This window comes from Blautia sp. HCP3S3_C12, from assembly GCF_052064155.1.
Classification (GTDB): domain Bacteria; phylum Bacillota; class Clostridia; order Lachnospirales; family Lachnospiraceae; genus Blautia_A.
Map to the genome: position 1 here is coordinate 1 of NZ_JBQHWC010000016.1, position 23,940 is coordinate 23,940.

Genomic DNA, 23,940 nt, shown 5'->3' on the forward strand with positions numbered 1-23,940 from the left:
AAATACTCCTTTTCGATAAGAATTGTCATATCTGAATTCTTACCAAAAAGGAGTTATTTTTTACCAAAAACACAAACTATTTTACACTACCATTTTGTCTATAATTGCTCATTCTATAATTTTCTTTCATGAGCAGACTTTTCTAAGAAGGTAATTTTTCGCAATATTTATCAAATTATTAATGCGGACACTTTGCGTAGTTTGTTGTTGAATAATACTTTGCATTAGCTAAATAGCCACATCTTGTGCATCTTTGGCATGTATAAACCTTTACAACACATCCACCATTACTTTTACTTTCGTGTGTTGAAAAATATCCATTAACCATATTATGTTTGCATAACACTCTTTCGGAGGCAGAATTTTGAATTGGAACCTGAGTTCCATCCATGTATACGAAAATCTCATCACTTTCGCTAAAATCAAAGCTGTCAACCAAACTTGATTCTTCAAAATCATAGGATGAAAAATCTATGTTACTTGTATTTAAAACATCATCAAAGCTTCCATCCGACCACTGCATTGGCTCATACGCCAACACCGTCCCTGCGCTTGCTGCAATAGTCAATGCAGATACCATTGCAATAATCCCTTTTCTCATCCATCCGTTTTTTCTTTTCTTCATCATGTAGTTGATCCTCCTCTTGATCATTTTTCCCTCACTGGAAAAGTTATTTTTCCATACAACCGGAAGTTTCTCCCGGACCGGGGTCGTAGTTACCAGCAGCATGGCATAGGTTTTTATTATATCCTTTGAATAGCCAAGCACTGCTGCATCATCACAGACAGCTTCTGCAGTGATCCGATAAAGGAACAGCAACAGATATGCCGCCGGATTCATCCAATGGATGCAAAGAACGATCAGGCATAAAAGCTTTACCAGATTGTCACGATTTTTCAGATGGGTATATTCGTGCTGATATACCATAGAAAAATTCTCAAGCTCTGTAAAGCTTTCAGGTATTATGATTTTCTGTCGGAAGAATCCCACTGTACAGGGACCACAGCTTCCATCAGGCACAACATAGTAGACCAGCTCCATTTCCGGCTCATCTACATAGTAGAAAACGGATCGATTGATTTTCCTAACGATTTTACGATATTTTATAAACTGATACAGGGCAAAGATGATTACAATGCCTGCCCACAACAGAATGATAACTGAAACCCATCTGGGGAACCACACATACTCATTCCCATGTCCAGGCAGAAAATCCATGGAATGGGACAGATAAAGCTGTGTTTCTTCGCTGAAAACAGGTTCCGGCAGAATATTCATAGGTAACAGAAATCTCACCAGCTGTACCGGGATCAGGAAAAAGAACACTCCGGTCAGCAACAATTTCCTGCCCCAAAGGAAATTATAGGAATCCCTCTGGATCAGAAATAACAGAAAACAAAGCAATACAGGAATGCTTCCTGCAATTGACATACATACAATTAAATCCAAAACCGTTCACATCATTTCTCTTTAATGTATTTGATCAGGGAATCCTTCTCTTCCTCTGTAAGCTTCTGATCAGAGTTCAGGGCACTGACCAGCATAGACAAGTCCGTAGGCACAGCTTTGTGGGCGAAAGGATTCTTCTGTATATTTTCCCTTTTGGGGGATGTGGGGGAAAGGCTTTCCAGAGCTTTTCTTTCTCCTTCAGCTTTCCTCTGCAGCTGCTCATAGAGCCAGCGGTTTCTCAGTCCCAGGAACAGCATAGCTGCCGGATATAATACTGAGACTGCTGCTGCACAGATCATATAACCTGTCAGTGCTTTTACATTATCTACTGGCGGTCCGCTGATAAAATTAATAAATAAGCATCCCGCAGAAAATATGGTAAATAAAACCCAGCAAAGGGTCTGTATTTTTTTCTTCATTTATATCTTTATATCTCCTGATTTATGAACTGAACTTAGTCTACCATAATTTGACATTTTTCACAACCGCATTTCCCAAATTTGTCCGTAAACTTGTCGACATTCTTCGAGACTTTTCGCAAAGGCAAGAAGGTCAAGCGGATATTTGTAATTGAAGCAGAGGACTTACTTAATTCGGTTAAAAGAAGCAGGGGCAACCCCTGCTTCCTGAACACACTTATGCAGAAAGGAAAAAATCCCTTTCTTTTTTTCATATGGTTCTGATGTGATGCCTTTTACCTCATAGCCGGTTGCATTAATGGCAGCCTTTAATGCAGCTTCTTCAATAGTTTTATTAGACAAACTTTCTCAATAATGCACTTCTGCAGAGTTTCTGTTAGTATTGGCTAACTCTTTAGTTGCGTTGAAGTTCTCAATATGTTAAAATATCTAAAGTTAATAGCATATCAGATGTGAGATACGCAGCAAGAATGCCGGTGGCATTCTTAAATACTGAGAGGAGAATTTTCTATGAAACAAAAAACAGCCTATCTGGGGCTTTTTTCCGCTGTTGCGATTATTTTGGGATATGTGGAATCACTGATCCCGGTTTTTGCAGGGATCCCGGGAATCAAGCTGGGGCTTGCCAATCTGGGAGTCCTGTTTATCCTGAAAAAGTATTCCTTTAAAGAGGCTGCCCTGGTTTCCGTTGTCCGTATCCTGGTGATCGGATTTATGTTTGGAAATCTGTTCAGTATTCTGTACAGCCTGGCAGGGGCGGCACTTAGTATGACAGTTATGACACTTATGTTGAAAAAAACCTCCTTCAGTCTGATCGGAGTCAGCGTTGCAGGAGGTGTTTCCCATAATATTGGTCAGCTGATCATTGCCATGCTGATCGTAAATAATGCAAGTGTGTTTGTATATGCGCCTGCTCTGCTTGTAGCAGGGGTTGCAGCGGGAGTTGTGATCGGCGGACTTACTGCAGAACTCTGCAAGCGGGTGCTGGTTTCTTAGTCTTCTTCGATATGATCCCGTCCCTGGTTGATAATGGTGCGGACATGGTCGTCTGCAAGGGAATAGAAAATAGATTTCCCTTCTCTGCGGCTTTTTACCAGTTTGTTCTGCTTCAGGATGCGGAGCTGATGGGAAATGGCTGACTGAGTCATGTTCAGTACCTTTGCAAGATCACATACGCAGACCTCTGCCTCGAATAAAACAAAGAGGATCCGGATTCTGGTAGAGTCTCCAAAAACCTTAAAAAGTTCTGCCAGATCATAAAGCTCTGTTTCCTCAGGCAGGGTCTCATTTACAATCTTCAACAGGTCTTCATGGACCTCGAAACCATCACATACTTCATCTTTACGTTCTTCCATTCTGTCACCTGTTTCCTTTCTAGTTGTTATAATTCTAACATTATTCATTCGCAATACTTATAGCTTTTTCACAAATAATGCACGGATTGCATTCAGCACTGCAATGATCATTACTCCTACATCTGCGAAGATGGCCATCCACATATTTGCAATACCAATGGCCCCCAGGATCAGGCAGAGAACCTTGATGCCGATAGCAAAGTAGATATTCTCATATACAATGCGGATACATTTACGGGCGATCTTAATTGCTTTGGAAATCTTCAGCGGGTCATCATCCATCAGCACAATATCTGCTGCCTCGATGGCTGCATCGGAGCCAAGGGCACCCATGGCAATACCGATATCTGCTCTGGATAATACAGGGGCATCATTGATACCGTCACCTACAAAGGCCAGTTTTTCTTTGGCTGTTTTCTTATCCAGAAGCTCTTCCACCTTTGTTACCTTATCAGCAGGAAGAAGTTCACTGTAGACTTCATCAATGCCAAGCTCTGTGGCAACCTGATCTGCAACACGTCTGGAATCACCGGTAAGCATAACAGTTCTGGAAATGCCGGCCTTCTTCAGTTCTGCAATGGCCTCTTTTGCATGAGGCTTGATAATATCAGAGATCAGGATATGTCCTGCATATCTGCCATCTACAGCCATGTGTACCACTGTTCCTACGTGATGGCATTCCTGATAGGCAATACCGAGCTTTTTCATCAGCTTTGCATTTCCCGCAGCTACAGAAACACCGTCAACCTTTGCGATCACACCGTTTCCACTGATCTCTTCAATATCTGTAACACGGTTTCTGTCAACAGGTTTGCCATATGCTTTCTGCAGACTCTTGCTGATAGGATGGGAAGAAGAACACTCTGCAAGAGCTGCATACTCTAACAATTTCTCATCAGACATTTCATTATGGTGAATGCCGCTTACCTCGAATACACCCTGGGTCATGGTACCTGTTTTATCGAATACCACATATTTGGTCTGTGCCAGTGTTTCCAGATAGTTGGAGCCTTTGACAAGCACTCCCTGGTTGCTGGCACCACCGATTCCTGCAAAAAAGCTTAAAGGAATACTGATCACCAGCGCGCATGGACAGCTGATTACCAGGAAGGTAAGGGCTCTGTAGATCCAGTCACCCCACATAGCCGGTTTTCCCATGATCAACAGTACGATCGGTGGGAGCAGGGCAAGGGCAAGGGCACCGTAGCATACAGCAGGAGTATAATATTTTGCAAATTTGGAAATAAAGTTCTCGGATTTTGATTTTCTGGAACTGGAATTCTCTACAAGCTCCAGGATTTTGGATACTGTGGACTCACCAAATTCCTTTGTTGTGCGGATTTTCAGTAAACCAGTCATGTTGATACAGCCGCTGATCACTTCATCTCCTACCTTTGCACTTCTTGGAAGACTTTCCCCTGTCAGTGCACTGGTGTTTAATGTGGAAGTACCTTCTGTGATCACACCGTCAATAGGTACTTTCTCTCCCGGCTGTACAATAATGATGGTTCCGATTGCTACCTCATCCGGATCCACCTGTTCCAGTTCGCCGTTATTTTCTACATTTGCATAGTCAGGACGGATATCCATCAGTTCACTGATATTTCTCCTGCTCCTTCCTACTGCATAGCTCTGGAAAAGCTCTCCGATCTGGTAGAAAAGCATAACTGCTGTGCCCTCTGTATAATCTCCCAGAAGAATGGCGCCTATAGTAGCCACTGCCATCAGGAAATTTTCGTCAAAGACCTGCTTATTTCTAATCCCTTTGAATGCTTTTTTCAGAATATCATATCCAATGATCAGATAAGGGATCATGAAAAGGCCAAATCGCAGATAGCCCTCAACCGGAAGCTGTGAAAAAACAACCACCAGAACAAGGGATATGATAATTCTTACCAGCATTTTCTTCTGCTTCTTATTCACCTCAATACCTCTCTTCTTATTACAATTTATGACTGCTCCGTATTATAATTATGAACCTGAACCCAATCGGGCAAAAAAACAGGGGCTGCCGGCAAAAAGTTTATCCACCGGCAGATATGACGGTAACTCATTCTTTATACAGCAGTCCCTGAAATACTTTTATTAAAGGAAGATCTCGCAGTCATCTTCTACTTTCTTGCAGTTCTTTAATACGTCTTTCATAACTGCTTTCGGATCCTGTCCGTCCTCAAATTCAACGATCATCTTCAGCATCATGAAGTTAACAGTTGCATCCTTCACACCTGCTGTATTCTTTGCAGCTTCCTCCATTTTATTGGCACAGTTGGCACAGTCTACATCAATCTTATAGGTCTTCTTCATAATGTTATCCTTTCCGGCTCATTTTATTCATTTTAACATATGAGCACTTGTTCATTTGTTTGATTTTATTATACCATTCTTTTCTGTGCTGTCAATAGTTTTCTGCAGTTTTCTTTACGGAAATGGAAATTTATGTTATAATCCAAAACAATACATCGGAGGTAGTATGAATATGGCAATACATGAATCAGGAGAGGATTATCTTGAGGCAATCCTTATGATCAAGAAAAGAAGCGGAAATGTCCGCTCTATTGATATTGCACGTGAGCTTTCTTTTTCCAAGCCAAGTGTCAGCGTTGCAATGAAGAATTTAAAAACCAGTAATTATATTACTGTTGACGAGAATGGTTTTATCAATCTTACAGAAGCCGGACAGGAAATTGCAGAGAAAATTTATGAAAGGCATACTTTCCTGACCAACTGGCTTACATCTTTGGGAGTAGACCCTGAGGTTGCAGCTGAGGATGCATGTAAAATGGAGCATGCCATCAGCTCGGAAAGCTTTTCTGCTATCAAGAAATTTGTGGCAGATACCCATTGATTTTACTGGATTGTCAAATCTGGCACTTATACCCAAAGGAAAGAAGTCCTGAACGAGGCAGCAGGGATACATCCATCTGTAATCCTCTGCCTTTCAGTCAGGACTTCTTTTCTTTATAATGTTTCTTCTTTATATTATTCTTATCTATAGTGTTTCTTCCTTCGGAAGAAGATTTCTCATGCTTCGTAAACTGATAGTCAGGGTTGACATGTTATGAAGCAATGCGGAGGTTGTTGGCATGATCACACCTGTAACTCCAAGAGCGATCAGACCGCCGTTCACACCAATGATAGTTCTGTAATTATTGTGGATACGCTTCATCAAAGCTGTGCTCAGTCTCTTTAAAGTGACGATCTCATGGAGATTATCAGCAGAGATCGTAACATCAGCGATCTCACGGGCAATGGCAGCACCGTCACTGATGGCGATACCTACATTTGCCGAAGAAAGTGCCAGGGAATCATTGATTCCGTCACCGATCATAATCACCTTATGTCCCAGCGCCTTTTCCTTCTCCACAAAGGATGCCTTATCCTCAGGCAGAACCTCGGAATAGTATTCGTCTACTCCCACCCTTTTGGCGATGGCAGCAGCTGTACGCTCACTGTCTCCTGTCATAATAGAAGAAACCGGTACAAGAACCTCCTGGCCCTCTGCATTTAAAATCCATACCTTCTCTGCATTGATGGACATACTTCTTGCAAGATCATTGACTGATTTCTTGTGTGTCTACTCTTCAAGAATTTCACCGATGCCAAGCAAGAACATGGTGGAGCCTGCAGTATTGAAGTCACCTCGGATCATGGAAACACCGATGGCTGTGGCATCCAGTACCGGAACCTCCAGTTTTCCCTTCAGAAGAGTGCGGACACCATGGTAAAGGTATTTGATAGACTTTGCCGTAGTAAGTACCACACGTACCGGGTAGGGCAGGAACATTTTATTTAATGTTCGCAGCACTACGGAATTGATCAGCTTCTCCTTGTAGGTTTCATTTAATTCACGCCCTGAGTTTTCCAGATCTGTTTCAGATACCTGAGCTGTCCGTTATCAATGACAACCCCGGCAATGGCTGCAGTCACCGCCGCAGGAATGCTTTCCGCTTTTTTTGTCACGGATAATTCCTCTAACGATCAGCACAACAACCAGAAGTAAAATGCCGCCTACAATTAAAGTTCCCATAACGATACCTCCATCTTAATCATCTCAATCTTTTAACTGTCAGAAGCCCGTGACCTCACAGGCTTCTGCAATTCATTTATTTCGCTCCTGCCAGACCCTTTACATTCACTCTAAGAGTATTGCTTTCTTTATATGGTCTGAACAGCAGATATAAGAATCCTGCAATGATCACAAATGCCACAACTGTCCAGATACCAAATCCACCGCCTGTTACCAGGGTACCGATCTGATAGATGCAAAGGGATACAAGATATGCCAGTCCACACTGATATCCGATTGCAAAGAAGAACCATTTTGTGTTATTCATCCGCTGCCGATCAGCATTGGAATGAAGGATTTGCCGGAAAGTCCGAATTTACGGAAAATACGGTCCATAATAAACGCTACACGTGCCATGTATCCGCAGGATTCCAGGAATGCCAGGAATGCAAATAACACAAGCATCTGAGGTACAAAACCAAGTACTGCCCCAACACCTGCTACAATACCGTCAAGGATCAGACCTTCCAGCCATGGAGCGCAGTGTACAGCTTCCAGTCCGGACTGGATAGCCGGAGGAATGATCTCACCAAAGAGCACATCGTTAGTCCAGTCTGTTACGATCGTTCCCACTGTTGTTACAGATACATAATACACGATAAACATTACAACTGCAAATATAGGAAGTGCCAGCCATCTGTTTGTGACGATACGGTCAATCTTATCAGAGGTTGTAAGCTTCTCTTTTCTTGCCTTTGTCAGGCATTTGCCGATAATGGAAGAAATATAGACATATCTCTCATTTGTGATGATGCTCTCTGTGTCATCGTCAAATGCCTCTTCCATTTCTCTGATCTCAGCAGATACATCCACTTTGATTTTCATCTGCTCTGCGATCTTGTCATCTCTCTCCAGCAGCTTAATGGCGAAAAATCTCTTCTGGGATTCCTCTATAACACCTGTAAGCTTTGCTTCCACATCACTGATCACATCTTCCGCTTTCTGGCAGAACTCATGAACAGGTGTTACTTTTTTGTGGCTCTGCGCAATGGCTACGGCCTTGTTGGCAGCCTCTGTGATTCCGGTTCCCTTCAGGGCAGAAATCTCAACTACTTCACAGCCCAGCGCTTTTTTCAGCTTATCAATATGTATGGTATCACCATTCTTTTTTACAATGTCCATCATGTTGATGGCCATGATCACCGGAATTCCAAGCTCCAGAATCTGTGTGGACAGATACAGGTTTCTCTCAATATTGGTACCATCAATAATATTGATGATCGCATCCGGTTTTTCCTGAAGGATATAATTTCTGGCAACTACTTCCTCCAGAGTATATGGTGACAAAGAATAAATACCCGGCAGGTCAGTAAGAATCACATCCTTGTGTCCCTTTAACTTACCTTCCTTCTTTTCAACTGTTACACCTGGCCAGTTACCTACAAACTGGTTGGATCCGGTCAGTGCATTGAACAATGTGGTTTTACCACAGTTCGGATTACCTGCGAGTGCAATTTTTACTGACATAATCTCTCTCCTCTACCTTTGATATCTTTTTAATCAGGGCTTTCTGTTTATACAAAATTAGTTTTTGTAAACTATTAGTAATATCTAATTGTTAGAACACACTAACCTATTATCAAAAAAAATTATTCTATAACAATCATTTCGGCATCTGCTTTACGCAGGGATAATTCATATCCTCTTACCGTTACTTCTATCGGATCTCCCAGAGGAGCAACCTTTCTTACATAAACCTCCACGCCTTTTGTGATTCCCATATCCATAATCCTTCTCTTGACCGGGCCCTCACCTGTAAGCTTCTGAACCTTTACGGTCTCTCCTACCCGCGCATTCTTTAATGTCTTCAAATCTTTTCCCTTCTTTCCCCAGAGCTCTGCTTCAAACACACTTCTGTTTCAAACACACCCTAGACCATAATCTTGCTTGCCATGTCTTTTCCAATGGCAACCCTGGATTCTTTAACATTGACGATCAGGCTTCCGTTGATCTCGGAAATAACTGTCACAATTCCTCCTACCACAAAGCCCAGCTCCTCAAGGTGTCTCTTAACTTCTTCTTTGCCTCCGATCCTTTTGATCGTGAAAGGTTCACCGGCATTCACCATTGACAGCGGCATTTTTTTCATCCCTTTCTGGTATTTAATAAATGATAAACATTATCTTTATTACGTGGTTAGTGTATTCTAATTTTGGTTAGATGTCAATAACTATTTTACATTTTATATTGATAAAGTTTTTCATTTTAAAACATTAATAAAAAATCTCATTTATTTACCACTGTATTATTGCAATGTGCATAATAAAAAGGTCTCAACAACAACGTGTTTCAAGAATACCAGTTAATGCATTTCCGCTGCTTGTGTGGCAGCGCACGATATCAGTGGAAGCTCCCACCTCGTCCAGGGCACATTTCACCATTTTGTGGGATACTGTGTTTGTAAAAAGCACCAGAACATCCGGACATCCTATTTTCTTTCCAAAATCCGCTTCCATCTGTGTAAACACCTTACATTTACATTTATAAGATTTACAGATTTTTTTATACTGTGCTACCATTCTGTCATGTCCGCCTACGATTACAATACTCATATATGATCCTCCTTTGATCCTGTTTTTTTATCTTGCGAAAAGTTATTCGCGTTTAACTATGCGTTAGTATAAACTAACGTGCTTCTTCTGTCAATAACCGATTGTGTTTCACAGGCAAAAAAAGACTGTCATACACCAAAATGTACAACAGTCCTTTTCGCGTATATCTGAAAAAGCTTCAGATATTTACACCCTTATCTGTTTGATCAATATTCTTCGTATCCTACACTGCCATCAGAATAGGTAATCTCATAATATCCGTGTCCGCTTCCGTCACAGTCATCATACTGCTGACGGCCGACTTCATATTTCTCCTGAGGAGCTGCCTGTGGAGCTGACTGTGCAGGCTCCTGATAGCTGCCCTGATCCTGGGAATAATCATAATTATTCTGGCTCTGCTGTGCCTGAGCAGCTGCTGCCTGTGCCGCTGCTGCCTCAGCCTGGGCTTTGGCCTCCTGTTCAGCCTTTACCTTGGCATCTGCTGCCTCTTTGTTCTCTGTAATATAGGTATGATATACATAACCTGTAATATCATCTGCCTGCACCTTAATCCAGCCCGGTGCAACAGCAATGCCCTTTACTTCAGTACCTGTGGAAAGAACCTTTAAGGATTTGGACTCTTTGTCTGCCTTTTCACGGACATTTACATTGGAGAGAAGATACATGGTAAGGGATTCTCCCCACTCTTTCTCTTCTGCAGTCTCAGCCACTTCCTCTTCCTTTTTGTCCTTATTCTCATATTTGATATAAAGGAATCCATACTCATCATAGATAACAGGCTCTGTCCAGGAATCCGGATCAATGTTTTTGAAAACATGCTCTGTTCCATCTTCACCGGTAACTGTAAGCATCTTACCCTGGGCTTTTTCTGTAGTCTCTGCTGCGTCTTCTGTTTTTGTATCCTCTGCCTTTGCATCCTCTGTCTCATCTGCTGCATCTTCCAGCTCTCCTGCTGTCAGTGCATATCCTGTCTGATTTTTCACAGTCAGCTCCTGGGTTTCGGTTTTGATCTTCAGATCTTCCACCTCTTTTGTCTCCTCTGCTGCTTCTGTACTTTCAGTCTGTGCATTCTCCTCTGTCTGTGCCCCAAATGCTGCAGCAGGTGTCAGGGCAACTGCCCCTGCTACTGAGATGCTTAAAATTTTAGTAATTAACTTCTTTTTCATTGTATGGAATCCTCCTTAATATTATTTTGATAAATATTATAAATTTTATTATCTTTCTCAATGAGTATTTCAACATCATTTCCGTCTGCTGCCACCAGCTCACTGGGCAGATAGAGACAAAATCCGTTATCATCCAGATTCTCTCCCACTTTCACATCCATAGGAAAGGCCTCATAAACAGAGCCATTGACCTTCAGATAAATCCGGGAATCTGTATCCAGAAGCCCTTCTTTGATCCGGCCGCTGAGCTGAGCAGTCATTCCCTGAGGCTTGATCTTTACATCAACAGCCCCATCAGATCCCTGAAGCTCCTGATTCTCAGTCAGACTGATTTCCTTTGCTGTAAGCACAGGTGGAAACTGGGACATTTCCGGCAGAAAACGTTCTGCCCTCTCAATGATCACCGTATCCGCGCTATGAGTCTCCACATCCGTCAGCTGATAAGGAATTCCTCTGGAAAAATAGGCATTGGCATAGGCATCTGCCATATAAGGAAGCAGGGCATTTCCAAAGGAATCTCTGTACATGACCAGACTTCCCTCTTTTACCGGATTTACAGTGGTGATCCGGGGATCAAAATTGCTCTGGATCTCTTCCACAGTAGCATAGGTGGTCTCTTTGTCATAATAGATCTCATCGTCTGCTGTCGAAGCCAGGGGATACAGCATAGTATCCAGATCTCCTGTATAATCCCTGCGCACTGTATAGCTTTCTCCCTCATAGGAATCATGGTCCTTACCAAGGGCATCCATCAGTACATCTGCTGCCAGTGCTGCACCTTTGTTATTCCAGTGGGAATCCCGGGCATGATAAAGAACCTCATCCTCCTCCATCAGCGCCTGGTACAGATCTGCATAAGCAACCTTTTCTGTTGTCAGCCAGTCTTCCAGATTTTCCCTGTTTGTCTGGTCAGATACCTTCAGCTTGTCATAATAAGGCATGTTGTCTCCGTAGAGAGAGTTCTTATTGGGAGCAATGGTAAACAGGAAATTCACTCCCTTTTCCTCCAGAGCCTGCTGGGTCATGGACAGCATATGGGCAATATTGAACAGGCTTCTGTCAGACAATAAATCCTGTCCCAGATAGTCATCCAGAGAATCCTTGTAATAGAGCCAGCCATTTTTACCCTGGATCACACCATCTGCAGTAGAGGTTTCCAGAAGTCTGCCGTGAAGCAGTGCATTTCCGGTAACCAGTTCATTTCTGAACGCAAAATGCTCCTGGAAATAATCTCCTGCCTGGGAGAGCCATTCCACATTGATCTTCCCCTCCTCTGTTTTTGGAGAAGGGAACTCTGAAAGCTGTCTGTTTTCTGAAGATGTCTCCTGCTTTGTCACAAGCATTCCCAGGGAAGGACAAAGGCAGATGGCAAAAAACAAAATACAATAAATCAATTTTCCTTTTTTCATAGCTGCCTCCCTTAAAACCTGAAATAAATAAATGGATTATAGGTTCCGCTGGCAAGGCTGAGAATACAGATCACCAGACCTGTCAGGCTGCAGACATATGCCACAGGACCGTACCATTTCTTTTCACTTATCAGTTTTTTAACAGGGCAGCAGGCAATCAGCGCACCGGCCAGAGTAACCAGAAAAACAGGGGTCATCTGCTGCAGTGCAAAGCTCATGGCACCGGCATTCCATCCAAAGCCTGTAAACATTTTCCTGACCCAGAAGCATCCCTGTGCCATGGTCTCTGCTCTGAAAAATACAAATCCGATGCATACCACCAGCAGAGCATACACATGCTGGAAGAAGGATTTTACAGCAGAGCCTTTTTTTCCGATCCAGGGAATATATTCCTCAAGCATTAGGAAAAATCCATGATAAACACCCCAGAACAGGAAATTAATGGCTGCTCCATGCCAGATTCCGGTACACAGAAAAACAATCATCTTGTTGACAACCGTGCGGAATTTTCCTTTGCGGTTTCCACCAAGAGGGATGTACAGATACTCCAGAAACCATCCGGAAAGGGACATATGCCATCTTCTCCAGAATTCCCGGATCGTGCCACTGATATATGGATAATTAAAGTTTTCCTTAAAGTGGAATCCGAACATCCATCCCAGACCAATGGCCATATCACTGTAGCCGCTGAAATCAAAATAGATCTGGAGCATATAGGAAATGGCTCCCAGCCATGCTCCTGCCCCATTGATGGAACCTGCAGATGCACCAAAAAGATTGTCAGCCACCAGTCCCAGGGTATTGGCCAGGAGAACCTTTTTACAGAGACCTGCAGAAAATCTGCGGATTCCCAGGGCAACACCGTCCAGTGTCACCGTTCTCTGGTCAATTTCCGCTGCCACATCATGATACTTCACAATAGGTCCTGCGATCAGCTGTGGGAAAAAGGATATGTAGAGAAGTACTTTTGCATAATTTTTCTGGGCCCTGGTAGTTTCCCGGTAAACATCGATCACATAGGACATTGCCTGGAAGGTAAAGAAAGAAATACCGATAGGCATGCGGATCTGAGGCAGCGGCAGCTGAAGCCCTGTCACACTGTTGACCATCCCCAGGATAAAATCTGTATACTTAAATACAATAAGGATTCCCAGATTACAGATCACTGCCAGAACCAGGATTCCCTTCCTGTGATTTTGGAACCTGTCAATCCCGCAGGCACAGAAATAATTCAATAAAGTGGAAATAAACAATAAAATAATATATACCGGTTCTCCGTAGGCATAGAAAAGTACGCTTGCCAGGAGAAGAAGTGCATTTTTAGCCCGTATTCCCGGCAGAATACAGTGCAGGACAAAAACAGCCGGCAAAAATACACACATAAAAACCATTGAACTGAAAACCATAATTTATGTCACCGGTCATTTATGGAGTACTTTTACATTACACCAAAAATAACCTCTACTCCTTTTGCAGTCTCACCTGTGCTTAATATAAAGTTATTATAATACAGCAGATATTCTTTGCCGTTTCCATAACAGCCTGTTCCTTTTTTGATCTTTATTGGCTTTCCCAGAAGCTGTCTCAGAGGTGCAGCCTTCTTTTCATACCCATAGGCCTTACGGATTTTCTTTGTCTTCGGCACATCGTACACACCTGTTTTAGAATTAAAAGCATAGAGCTTTTCCCCGGAATCCAGATAAGAAGCAGCCACGCCCTTTATCATTCTGGCATTTGTATCAAAGCCATACTGCTTGCCGCCAATCTTCTTTACAGCCAGTTTTTTTCTTCCGAACATGTCTTTGCTTCCTGCATAGGCAGCTCCGTCTTTGCCAAAATAGTATCTGTAGGCCTTTTTGGTTTTGGCATCCTTTACATTTTTCCATTTATTTTTGATTCTGGCAGAGGTGCCGTCCTCTTTTACTTCATAGAAATAGTATTTGCCTTTTTCCTTTACCAGTCCCTTTTTAACTGTTGTCTGCCCGGACTGTGTTGTTTCTGCTCCATTAACAGAAACAGCAGATACAGACACGAACAGCAGACAGAAAACAGTCAGGATTATTTTCACAGATTTTTTTAACATCTTTCTTATTTTCTTCCTTTCTCCTGTTTATTTTCTTATAGTGAAGGGGATCTATTTCCAATCCCCTCCCTGTTTATCTTAGTCAGAAGTTAACGTTATAGATTTTCTGGGTTTTGTAGACTTTGCCTTCCATGGAAGCATGCTTCTGCATAAACCATTTCACATCTTTTCTCTTGGAGAATCTGTTGGCATTGGTGTCGAAGGTATACCATTTGCCTTTTACCTTGATTTCTACCCATCCGTGGTTCTGCCATCTGGAGGTATTATACAGATTACTTGTTCCAATGCAGATTCTCACAGGAAGTCCTGTTGCGCGTCTGGCAAGATAAGCAAAGGTAGCTGCATCATGGTAGCAGCTTGCCTTCTTTGTGGCCAGAGTTTCCTTTGCAAGCTTGGCATCCCAGCCTTTTGCAGAAGGAATCCCCATATAACGTGTATACTTGTAAGCTTTTTTGGTGTAATTAAACAGCTTCTGTAATTTCTGCTTGTCCGTTGTTTTCTTTGTAAATTTCTGAGCCTTGATCACTTTGTCCAGTGATTTTGCCAGATTTTTGTCCTTCAGGTTTTTCCCTGGTTTCGCAGCCTGTGCACTTACTGTCTCTACTGTAACAGCCTGTGGAACCACATCAGCTGCACCTGCAGGTACTGTGCCGAAGGCAAGAGCTGCTGAAGTACAGAGCACCATCAGTTTCTTAAAAATTGTCTTTTTCATCATAACTTTTCTCTCCTTTTCATAAAACTTAACCTGTAACTGCAAAAAAATATCAGTCAGGTGTTATATTATAACTCCAGGCTGTCAGACAGCTCTGAAGTCAGGCTCATATCAGGCGAATTTCACAGAGCCGGAAGTCCAGTGATAAACCCCATATCCGGCAGTACCATAAATACCCGGTGCCCATCCTGCATAAGTTCCTTCAGGATCATAGCTGAGACCATTGATCTGTACCCAGCAATGTCTGGTCATTCCATCAGCCCTGCCGTCACGGGAACCCGGTACATATCCGTAAACCATATAAGGCTCATAACCAACTTCCTGTGCCAACGCTGCAAATGCACATGCAAATCCATAACAGTTACCGCCGCCGTTTACCAGTGTGTTCAGCGCCAGGGATCTCTGCCATCCTGCCTGTCCCAGATTGGGATACACAGACCAGTAACCGATATGTCCGCCTACCACATATCGCCAGCAGGCATACAGCTTCTGACTTTTTGTCATACCTGGATTGGTAATGGAAGATGCAATCTGCATGGTTTTTATTTTCAGCAGCGCATCCGTATTTTTCTTGGCTGCACCGGAGGCTGTAAAATGGTACCGGTTGGCCAGGGATCGATTCTTGTACAGCTTTCCTCCCGGACCTCCGTAATAAAGGTTATTTTTATAAATAAAGAATCCGGTAGCTGCTTCTCCGTTGTTGCCGGTCATATAGTAAATACTGTATCTCACCCGGATGATTTTTCCCTTTTTATTTTTGATCCGTTTAAAATTCTCACCGAAAACATATACCTTGTTCTTATTCTTAAACCTTACGCCGCCGCACACTGCATAGCCGTCCGGTCCGAAATAATAGGTGGCACCGTTGACTGTTTTCAGCTTATTCTTCGCCTTGCTGCCATTGGAATAGTAAAAGCAAAGCTTCTTACCTTCCTTTACCAGTCCTTTTTTCTTTGGCACTGCTGTAGGTTTGGGAACCGGTGTAACTGTAGGCACTACCTCCGGCGTGATAGTCGGAAAAGCTTCCGGTGTAACTGTCGGAACCGTCTCCTGTCCATAAGTAACTGCTGACGTACCTGCCACTGTCAGGCAAAATACGCAGGCTGTTGTCAGAAAAAATCCCTTTAATGTCTTCATACTCTGTTTCATTTTCTCTTTCTATGTATACTCCTGCTTTAACTTTTTGGGCTTTTTATTTTACATTTTCATTTTTCTGTTATTTATTGTATCAAAAAATGTAATTGATTTCTATATAATTCGCGTAATACACGCAAAAAAATACTGTTGCATGCAACAGTATTTTTTTGATGAAGGAAACCCCTCAGAAATTATTCTCCAAGTTTCTTTCCTGTGAGCATTTCATAGCCCTGGAAATATTTCTGGATTGTTTTATCTACGATTTCCTGAGGAAGAGTCCAATCATTATCCGGATTAGCTTTCAGCCAGTCACGGGCAAACTGCTTGTCAAAGGATGGCTGTCCATGTCCGGCCTCGTATCCGTCTGCAGGCCAGAAACGGGAGCTGTCCGGTGTAAGCATCTCATCACCGATCACCATATTTCCCTCTTCATCCAGTCCGAACTCAAATTTGGTATCTGCAATAATGATTCCCTTGCTCAGAGCATATTCTGCGCACTTTTTATACAGTGCGATTGTATTATCACGAAGCTTTGAAGCTAACTCCTCCCCTCTTCCCGGGAAGTATTTCTCAAGATGGGCAATACTCTGTTCATAGGAGATATTCTCATCATGGTCACCAATCTCAGCCTTGGTGGAAGGAGTATAAATTGGCTCAGGTAATTTGTCAGACTCTTTCAGACCTTCAGGAAGCTGAATGCCACAGACTTTTCCTGTCTCCTGATAGCTTGCCCAGCCACTTCCGGTAATATATCCACGTACAATACACTCAATAGGAAGCATGTTCAGCTTGCGGCACATCATGCTGTTTCCGTCAAACTTTTCCTGCTGGAAGAATTCCGGCATATCTTTTACATCAACGGAAATCATATGATTAGGAAGAATATCCTTTGTAAAATCAAACCAGAATTTTGACATCTGTGTCAGCACAGCGCCTTTCTTTGTAACCTGGTTTTTCAGAATTACATCGAAACAGCTGATACGGTCAGTTGCTACCATGATCAGGCTGTCACCATTGTCATAAATCTCACGTACTTTACCTTCTTTGATCGGTTTTAATTCCTGCATTTTCTCGCACCTCAATCTTCGTTATGTATTCTATAATGATTCTGTATTAACGTACCACCACATTAGTCCGGTTGTCAAGATTCTTCCACAAATTTTATCATATTATTCTTTTTCCTGACATGCTCTATTGTTTTTGTTTTTTCTTCATGTTATGATATCTTATAATTTTTTACAGAATGTCAGAGGTAAAAAGCATTTGACTTCTGGCTTGAAATTTATGAAATGTGAGGTATTTTCTTGAAAAAAAAGGAAGCTTTATTTATCGGCGGAATTCTGGTTCTGGCCCTGATCCTCTGGCTGGGCATTAACCATTTTCAGAAAGGGCACTACGGCTATATCACCATCACTGTAGATGGCAATAAACTGGGCACCTATTCTCTTGGAAAGGATCAGACCATATCCATAGGCAATACAAATATCTGCAAAATAAAAAACGGGCAGGCCCGTATGACGGAAGCCACCTGCCCAGATCATTTGTGTATGAAACAGCATGCCATTGATTCCAAAGGCGGCACCATCGTCTGCCTTCCCAATAAGGTTGTGATAGAGGGTACCAAAGCCTCTGCAGGTGCTCAGTCAGATGACGGTCTCTCTATTGACGCTGTAACCTGATCTGCCCTGTTTCTCAGATAATAATACATACCAGACCACCTTTACTGTCATTTACGATTTTCTGCATGGTATCCTGAAGCTTTATCTGGCTTTCTTCACTGATAGCCGCAATTTTGCTTCGGATGCCATCCTGCACCAGCTGTTCTATGGATTTCCCGAAAATATTTGTCTCCCAGATACTTTCCCCTCTCTGGCTGCTCTCTTCAATATACTGGATCAGATCTTTTGCCTGCTGTTCTGTACCCACAATAGGCGCAATTTCCGTCTCAATGTTGGCTTTGATCATATGGATGGACGGGCTTTTGGACTTTATCTTTACACCGAACTTGTTGCCCTGGCGTATAACCTGAGGTTCCTGGATTTCGATCTCATCCAGCCTGGGCACTACCACCCCATATCCGGAGCCTCTTACCTCTTCCAGTGCATTCCGGACCTTTACATATTCCTCCTTCATATGTACCAGATCCCTTATGGTATGGATCAGTTCATATTCACTTTCCATCTGAGTCCCACTCATCTGACTGAGCATCTGGTAATAATATTTATCCTGTATCCTTACCCTTACCTTTACAGTACCATCAGACAGGCCTGTATCCTCCAGCAGAGAATCCTTTACATAAGGTCCGGATAACTGTATGGCTTCTTTTGTAATGTCCCGGATCTGAAACAGATGCTTTGTTTTTTCCCTGATCTGTTCTAGAAGCTGTTTTTTCAGTTCATGGTCAGCAGGCAGCATCTCCACCCATTTGGGTATAAAAAACTGAATCTGGCTTACCGGAAATTCATAAAGTATTTTTTCCAGGATCTGGGCAATATCCTCTTTGTGGAGCTGATCACAGTTTACACTCAGGGCAGTTACCTGATATTTCTCCTGGATTTCAGATACTGCTTTCTGGGCAGCTTCTTTGTATGGCATCTGGGAATTGACCAGCACCAGAAAGGGTTTATGCTGTTTTTTTAACTCCTGAATGGTTTTCTCCTCTGCCTCTGTAAAATTTTCTCTGGGCAGTTCGCCAAAAGAACCATCAGAAGTGATCACCAGTCCGATGGTGGAATGCTCCTCTATTACCTTCTGGGTACCTATCCTGGCTGCTTCATGGAAAGGAATGGCTTTTTCCGACCAGGGTGTTCTTACCATTCTTTCCTTTCCATCCTCCATATTTCCCCCTGCATCCTTCACCAGAAATCCCACACAGTCGATCAGCCGTACCCTCACCTTCTGTTCTGTGCCCAGAGAAACGCTGACCGCTTCTTTGGGGATGAATTTAGGTTCTACAGTTGTAATGATTTTTCCGGAACCGCTCAGCGGCAGCTGATCCCGGATCTCTGCCTGCTTTCTCTCCGACATCTGCGGCAGAGCGGCTATCTCCATAAAACGCCGGATAAAAGTGGATTTACCTGTTCGTACCGGTCCCACCACACCTATGTATATATCCCCTCCGGTACGGGCCTGAATATCCCGGTATATCTGAAAATTTTCCATATAAAAGCAGCCCCCTTGCATATTTACAAACAATCACATGTATTGTTATAAGATATGCCCGGAGGCTGCTGATTATTCACCTGTTTTTATACAAAATCCTTAATAGGATTCGTTGTGAAGAAGATGATGTTCTTTTCCCTTGAGCAGTCCATTGTAAAGCTCTACAACTAATGGATTCTCATCGGATTTCTTGATGATCGTAGTATTATCTGCATTGTACAGACCTTTTGCCCTCAGGGATTTGGTTCTGTCACCTGCTCTGGTAGGCTGTCCGCCACCCATGATGCAGCCCCTGCGGCAGGCCATTACTTCGATGAGATGATATTCTTTCTCACCGTTCTTTACCTGCTCCATAACCTTTCTGGCATTTGCCAGGCCACTGGTAACACAGATCTTAAGATCCATACCCTCATAAGGTACAGTAAATTCCTTGATACCTTCCTCTCCTCGTACACCGCATTCTGCGATCTCACGCATGGTTTCCTTGCTGTGGTCCGGGGTAAGACGGCGAAGCACTGCCTCTGTCACACCTCCGGTCACACCAAAAATTACACCGCCGCCTGAGCCAAAGCCAAATGGCATATCGCAGGCTTCCGGTTCCAGAGATGCAAAATCAATGCCAAAGTTATCGATCATACGGAGAAGCTCTGTGGTAGTGATCACAATATCTGTATCCTTCTCTCCGTCTGTATAACTATTGGGACGTTCTGCCTCTGCCTTCTTTGCTGTACAAGGCATAACGGAGATCATAACTGTTTTCCTGCCGGCTGCATGCTCCGGATCACGGAAATATTCCTTGATCACTGCTGAAAGCATTCCCTGAGGGGAACGGCAGGTTGAAATATTTGGAATATATTCTTTGTACTGATCTGTAATAAATTTCACCCATGCAGGACAACAGGAAGTAAGAAGCGGAAGCTTCTCGCCCTTTTTGATCCTGTCAAGGAATTCTGCGCTCTCCTCCATAATCGTAAGGTCAGCACTGAAGGAAGTATCATATACCTCATCAAAGCCCATTCTGTGAAGAGCATTTACGATCTTGCCCATTACGCTCTTACCCTTGGTAAGACCATAATGATCTCCCACTGCCACACGGACTGCCGGAGCAACCTGGGCAACTACGCGTACCTCCGGATCTGCCAAAGCTTCCCAGGCTTCATCCATATGAGTTTTAATGGAAATAGCACCTGTAGGACAGAATACACGGCATTGTCCGCAGTTTACACACTCTGTTTCTGAAATCTTTTTATTAAATGCAGGCATTACCATTGCCTCAGTTCCTCTGAATGCAAATCCAAGGGCACCAATACCCTGGATTTCCTCACAGGCACGGACACAGTTGCCACAGAGAATACATTTATTAGGATCTCTCACCAGGGATGGCGAGCTGGTATCCAGTTCCCTGATCTCTCTGGTATTCTCAAATCTGATTTCCCGGACACCCAGACGGTGTGCCAGTTCCTGGAGAATACATTCCCCACTCTTTACGCAGGTTGTACAGTCACGGCAATGTGCTGCCAGAAGAAGCTCCACGATCAGTTTTCTGTATTTCTTGATCTTACCGGAATTGGTATAGATCACCATTCCGTCTCTTGGTTCCTCAGAACAGGAGGCAAAGGTTCTGCCCCTGTCATCCTCTACCGTACACAGACGACAGGCTCCAAAGGTGGATAGCTCTGAGTGGTAGCACAGTGTCGGAATATTGATTCCTGCCTTGCGGATGACAGACAGGACATTTTTTTCATCGGTAAATTCTACCTTTCTACCGTCAATTATCATATGGCCCATAGTATATCCTCCCTTCTATGCTTCCACGTATACCGCATCAAAATTACAGTTGTCTTTACATGCACCGCACTTGATACAGACATCGTTATTGATGTGGTATGGATGTTTGATCTTACCTGAAATAGCACCTGCCGGACAGTTTTTCGCGCATTTGCCGCAGCCGATACAGAATTCAGGGTTAATATGGAACTGACGAAGCGCTGTACATACCTTTGCACGGCATTTTTTGTCACGGATATGTTCCTCATATTCATCACGGAAGCGTTTCAGGGTACTGATAACAGGAAGAGGCGCACTCTTGCCAAGACCACAGAGAGCCATATTCTGAACCATATTTGCCAGTTCTTCCAGCTCATCCAGATCGGACATCTCACCCTTGCCATCTACGATTCTCTCCAAGATCTCCAGCATACGTTTGGTTCCCTCACGGCATGGTACACATTTACCGCAGCTCTCCCGTTGTGTAAAGTTCATAAAGAATCTGGCTACCTCAACCATACAGGTATTCTCATCCATAACTACCAGACCACCGGATCCCATGATCGCGTCTAATTTCTTAACAGAATCAAAGTCAAGGGGTGCATCTAACTGGTCAAGGATCAGACATCCGCCGGACGGACCACCGATCTGAACACCCTTAAATGCAGCACCACTCTTTAAGCCGCCGCCGATATCATAGATAATGTGACGGAGCGTGGTTCCCATAGGTACTTCAATCAGACCTGTATTCTCGATAGAACCAGTCAGTGAGAATGTCTTTGTTCCAGGGCTTCCCTCTGTACCGATGGTACGGAACCAGTCAGCTCCTTCAAGAATGATTTTCGGTACATTGGCATAAGTTTCTACGTTATTAAGAACTGTAGGTTTACCCCACAGACCTTTCTCTACAGTACGAGGTGGTTTTACACGAGGCATACCTCTGTTTCCTTCAATAGATGCGGTAAGAGCAGAACCTTCACCACATACGAAAGCACCGGCACCTCTGTTGATATGTAAATGGAAGTTTACGCCGGAATTTAAAATATTATCACCTAACAGGCCGTATTTTTCCGCCTGTTCAATCGCCATTTTCAGTCTCTTTACAGAAAGAGGATATTCAGCACGAACATAAATATAACCGTCTTCTGCACCTACTGCGTAAGCTGCGATGGTCATACCTTCAATCATCTTATATGGATCGCCTTCCATTACGGAACCATCCATAAATGCACCAGGGTCACCTTCATCACCATTACATACTACATAACGGGTTTTTTCTGCCTGACGGGCAACCTGGGACCATTTCTTACCTGCCGGGAAGCCTGCACCGCCACGGCCACGAAGACCGGATTTCGTCACTTCGTCAATGACTTCCTGAGAAGTCATTCCTCCCAGTACTTTTGCAAGGGCCTGATAGCCGCCCACTGCGATATATTCATCAATGGATTCTGCATCGATCTTACCACAGTTTTCCAGAACGATACGTGTCTGCTGATTCAGGAACGGAATGTCATCCGGATGTGGACAGACAGTGTCATGATCCTTATAGAACAGTCTCTCTACCGGTTTTCCTTCCAGAATAGTTTTCTCTACAATTTCTTTACAGTCTTCCGGCTGTACATGTACATACTGATAATCGTACGGTTCGATTCTCATCAGAGGTCCAAGTTCGCATAAGCCCTGGCATCCTGTTTTGACTACGCCTACATGAGGCACGTCTTTCTGCATCTCAACGGTTACACCGTCAATTCTTTCACAGAGTGTTGCCATCTCATCATAAATCTTCTGGGCACCGGATGCGATACATCCTGTCCCTGAACAGACAAGAACGCGACAGGTGTAGGATTTGATCTGTTCATTTACCTCTGCCTGTTTGTTTAACAGGTCGTCCCTGCTCTTAATACTCATACGCACTCACCTCTCAATTCGTTCAAAAGTTCAACTGCTTTCTCAGGTGTCATTTTAGGATGTACTTCATCATTTACAGTCAGTGTCGGTGCAAGTCCGCATGCACCAAGACAAGATACGGTCTCTACTGTAAAAAGCATATCATCTGTGGTATGTTTCTTATGACTTAATCCCAGTTCTTTCATTAACGCCTCTTTTACAGGCATGGATTTTCTTACATGGCAGGCTGTACCATCACAGACTTTAATGACATATTTTCCTTTCGGCTCAAAGGAAAAGTTCTCATAGAATGTGGCTACGCTGTAGGCTTTCGCCTCTTTTACTCCGATTTCTTTTGCCACATAAGTGAGCAGTTCACCCGGCAGATAGCGGTATTCAGCCTGAATATCCTGCATGATCGGGATCAGTGATGCCGCTTTTCGTCCGTAGTGTTCGATAATCTCATCCGTTTTTTTGTAATAAGACTGGTCTAACATTCGGTTCCCTCCTTAAAATTAGTTTTTTACCTCTCCGCATTTTTGCTTTAGTCACTTTTTACATATGTGCTGTCTGTATTATACATTATACATGCATTTTTCACAACACCATATTTGCATTTTTCTGAATTTATTTGATGTTTTTCACATATAATTCATTTTTGCATTGAATTACATGTAAAAAATGCGCAATTCCTTTAACAAGTGTGTTAAATAAAAAACATGACATTTTCTTCCTTTTTTGATATATTTTTATCGTTAAAAGAGCGCGGAAATAA

The 23,940-nt window shown here is 43.1% G+C and carries 25 protein-coding genes and 2 pseudogenes; 3 read left to right on the plus strand and 24 right to left on the minus strand.

What is annotated here, in order from left to right; all coding sequences use genetic code 11:
* Positions 1-178: 178 nt before the first annotated feature.
* The 3 genes from ACTNDS_RS12190 to ACTNDS_RS12200 all read right to left on the minus strand — a co-directional run bounded on the left by ACTNDS_RS12190 (position 179) and on the right by ACTNDS_RS12200 (position 2,211).
* Positions 179-1,450: a M56 family metallopeptidase gene (locus ACTNDS_RS12190; RefSeq protein ID WP_441036012.1), complete on the minus strand. Its 1,272-nt coding sequence runs from the start codon at positions 1,448-1,450 to the stop codon at positions 179-181.
* Between the two features lie 11 nt (positions 1,451-1,461).
* Positions 1,462-1,869, minus strand: a complete 408-nt coding sequence (locus tag ACTNDS_RS12195) for a hypothetical protein (RefSeq protein ID WP_441036014.1) — start codon at positions 1,867-1,869, stop codon at positions 1,462-1,464.
* A 165-nt stretch (positions 1,870-2,034) separates the two neighbouring features.
* The gene (locus tag ACTNDS_RS12200; RefSeq protein ID WP_441036015.1) at positions 2,035-2,211 is read right to left on the minus strand and encodes a hypothetical protein; all 177 of its coding nucleotides are present in this window, start codon (positions 2,209-2,211) and stop codon (positions 2,035-2,037) included.
* Between the two features lie 168 nt (positions 2,212-2,379).
* Between ACTNDS_RS12200 and ACTNDS_RS12205 the strand changes: the two genes are divergently transcribed.
* Positions 2,380-2,865 carry a Gx transporter family protein gene (locus ACTNDS_RS12205; protein ID WP_019161539.1) on the plus strand — a complete coding sequence of 162 codons (486 nt, stop codon included), beginning with the start codon at positions 2,380-2,382 and terminating at the stop codon, positions 2,863-2,865.
* On the opposite strand, the gene ACTNDS_RS12210 is transcribed toward ACTNDS_RS12205, so the two are convergent.
* From ACTNDS_RS12210 to ACTNDS_RS12220, 3 genes are all read right to left on the minus strand, one after another.
* Positions 2,862-3,224: an ArsR/SmtB family transcription factor gene (locus ACTNDS_RS12210; RefSeq protein ID WP_019161538.1), complete on the minus strand. Its 363-nt coding sequence runs from the start codon at positions 3,222-3,224 to the stop codon at positions 2,862-2,864. The genes ACTNDS_RS12205 and ACTNDS_RS12210 overlap by 4 nt on opposite strands.
* Positions 3,225-3,281: 57 nt before the next feature.
* Entirely contained in the window at positions 3,282-5,147 is a 1,866-nt protein-coding gene (locus ACTNDS_RS12215) for a heavy metal translocating P-type ATPase (RefSeq protein ID WP_441036018.1), read from the minus strand.
* 162 nt (positions 5,148-5,309) lie between these two features.
* Positions 5,310-5,528 (minus strand): cation transporter, encoded by a 219-nt coding sequence (locus tag ACTNDS_RS12220; RefSeq protein WP_019161536.1) that lies wholly within the window; start codon positions 5,526-5,528, stop codon positions 5,310-5,312.
* Between the two features lie 172 nt (positions 5,529-5,700).
* Between ACTNDS_RS12220 and ACTNDS_RS12225 the strand changes: the two genes are divergently transcribed.
* Positions 5,701-6,069 (plus strand): metal-dependent transcriptional regulator, encoded by a 369-nt coding sequence (locus tag ACTNDS_RS12225; RefSeq protein WP_441036020.1) that lies wholly within the window; start codon positions 5,701-5,703, stop codon positions 6,067-6,069.
* Between the two features lie 144 nt (positions 6,070-6,213).
* Here ACTNDS_RS12225 and ACTNDS_RS12230 read toward each other — a convergent pair.
* From ACTNDS_RS12230 to ACTNDS_RS12295, 14 genes and pseudogenes are all read right to left on the minus strand, one after another.
* Positions 6,214-7,089: pseudogene (locus ACTNDS_RS12230) on the minus strand (HAD-IC family P-type ATPase).
* Between the two features lie 30 nt (positions 7,090-7,119).
* Positions 7,120-7,251 (minus strand): FeoB-associated Cys-rich membrane protein, encoded by a 132-nt coding sequence (locus ACTNDS_RS12235; RefSeq protein WP_173742516.1) that lies wholly within the window; start codon positions 7,249-7,251, stop codon positions 7,120-7,122.
* Positions 7,252-7,327: 76 nt separating this feature from the next.
* A complete protein-coding gene (locus tag ACTNDS_RS12240; RefSeq protein WP_441036022.1) occupies positions 7,328-7,558 on the minus strand; it encodes a hypothetical protein in 231 nt (76 codons plus the stop codon).
* Positions 7,558-8,757 (minus strand): annotated as a pseudogene (feoB, locus tag ACTNDS_RS12245) (ferrous iron transport protein B); the annotation flags it as partial. The pseudogene feoB and the gene ACTNDS_RS12240, both read right to left, overlap by 1 nt.
* 122 nt (positions 8,758-8,879) lie before the next feature.
* Positions 8,880-9,101: a FeoA family protein gene (locus ACTNDS_RS12250; protein ID WP_173742518.1), complete on the minus strand. Its 222-nt coding sequence runs from the start codon at positions 9,099-9,101 to the stop codon at positions 8,880-8,882.
* A gap of 59 nt (positions 9,102-9,160) precedes the next feature.
* Entirely contained in the window at positions 9,161-9,370 is a 210-nt protein-coding gene (locus ACTNDS_RS12255; protein ID WP_019161528.1) for a FeoA family protein, read from the minus strand.
* 193 nt (positions 9,371-9,563) lie between these two features.
* The gene (locus ACTNDS_RS12260) at positions 9,564-9,842 is read right to left on the minus strand and encodes a DUF2325 domain-containing protein (protein ID WP_173742519.1); all 279 of its coding nucleotides are present in this window, start codon (positions 9,840-9,842) and stop codon (positions 9,564-9,566) included.
* Between the two features lie 206 nt (positions 9,843-10,048).
* The gene (locus ACTNDS_RS12265; RefSeq protein WP_441036025.1) at positions 10,049-11,008 is read right to left on the minus strand and encodes an SH3 domain-containing protein; all 960 of its coding nucleotides are present in this window, start codon (positions 11,006-11,008) and stop codon (positions 10,049-10,051) included.
* The gene (locus ACTNDS_RS12270) at positions 11,005-12,417 is read right to left on the minus strand and encodes an alginate O-acetyltransferase AlgX-related protein (RefSeq protein WP_441036027.1); all 1,413 of its coding nucleotides are present in this window, start codon (positions 12,415-12,417) and stop codon (positions 11,005-11,007) included. Before ACTNDS_RS12270 ends, ACTNDS_RS12265 begins: the two co-directional genes overlap by 4 nt.
* 11 nt (positions 12,418-12,428) lie before the next feature.
* Positions 12,429-13,823 carry an MBOAT family O-acyltransferase gene (locus ACTNDS_RS12275; protein WP_441036029.1) on the minus strand — a complete coding sequence of 465 codons (1,395 nt, stop codon included), beginning with the start codon at positions 13,821-13,823 and terminating at the stop codon, positions 12,429-12,431.
* A gap of 32 nt (positions 13,824-13,855) precedes the next feature.
* Positions 13,856-14,500 (minus strand): hypothetical protein, encoded by a 645-nt coding sequence (locus tag ACTNDS_RS12280; protein ID WP_441036031.1) that lies wholly within the window; start codon positions 14,498-14,500, stop codon positions 13,856-13,858.
* 82 nt (positions 14,501-14,582) lie between these two features.
* On the minus strand, positions 14,583-15,215 hold the full coding sequence (locus ACTNDS_RS12285) for a transglutaminase-like domain-containing protein (protein WP_303243057.1): 633 nt from the start codon (positions 15,213-15,215) through the stop codon (positions 14,583-14,585).
* A 108-nt stretch (positions 15,216-15,323) separates the two neighbouring features.
* A complete protein-coding gene (locus tag ACTNDS_RS12290) occupies positions 15,324-16,361 on the minus strand; it encodes a transglutaminase domain-containing protein (protein ID WP_441036033.1) in 1,038 nt (345 codons plus the stop codon).
* A 179-nt stretch (positions 16,362-16,540) separates the two neighbouring features.
* Positions 16,541-17,416, minus strand: a complete 876-nt coding sequence (locus ACTNDS_RS12295; protein WP_441036035.1) for a phosphoribosylaminoimidazolesuccinocarboxamide synthase — start codon at positions 17,414-17,416, stop codon at positions 16,541-16,543.
* A 237-nt stretch (positions 17,417-17,653) separates the two neighbouring features.
* On the opposite strand from ACTNDS_RS12295, the gene ACTNDS_RS12300 reads away from it, so the two are divergent.
* Positions 17,654-18,028 carry a NusG domain II-containing protein gene (locus tag ACTNDS_RS12300; protein ID WP_441036037.1) on the plus strand — a complete coding sequence of 125 codons (375 nt, stop codon included), beginning with the start codon at positions 17,654-17,656 and terminating at the stop codon, positions 18,026-18,028.
* Positions 18,029-18,041: 13 nt separating this feature from the next.
* Here the strand turns inward: ACTNDS_RS12300 and spoIVA are convergent, their stop codons facing one another.
* The 4 genes from spoIVA to ACTNDS_RS12320 form a co-directional block, all read right to left on the minus strand.
* A complete protein-coding gene (gene spoIVA / locus ACTNDS_RS12305) occupies positions 18,042-19,511 on the minus strand; it encodes a stage IV sporulation protein A (RefSeq protein ID WP_441036039.1) in 1,470 nt (489 codons plus the stop codon).
* 99 nt (positions 19,512-19,610) lie between these two features.
* Entirely contained in the window at positions 19,611-21,299 is a 1,689-nt protein-coding gene (locus ACTNDS_RS12310; RefSeq protein ID WP_441036041.1) for a [FeFe] hydrogenase, group A, read from the minus strand.
* A 15-nt stretch (positions 21,300-21,314) separates the two neighbouring features.
* Entirely contained in the window at positions 21,315-23,186 is a 1,872-nt protein-coding gene (locus tag ACTNDS_RS12315) for an NADH-ubiquinone oxidoreductase-F iron-sulfur binding region domain-containing protein (RefSeq protein WP_441036043.1), read from the minus strand.
* The gene (locus ACTNDS_RS12320; protein WP_118511367.1) at positions 23,183-23,662 is read right to left on the minus strand and encodes a complex I 24 kDa subunit family protein; all 480 of its coding nucleotides are present in this window, start codon (positions 23,660-23,662) and stop codon (positions 23,183-23,185) included. Before ACTNDS_RS12320 ends, ACTNDS_RS12315 begins: the two co-directional genes overlap by 4 nt.
* Between the last annotated feature and the right edge of the window lie 278 nt (positions 23,663-23,940).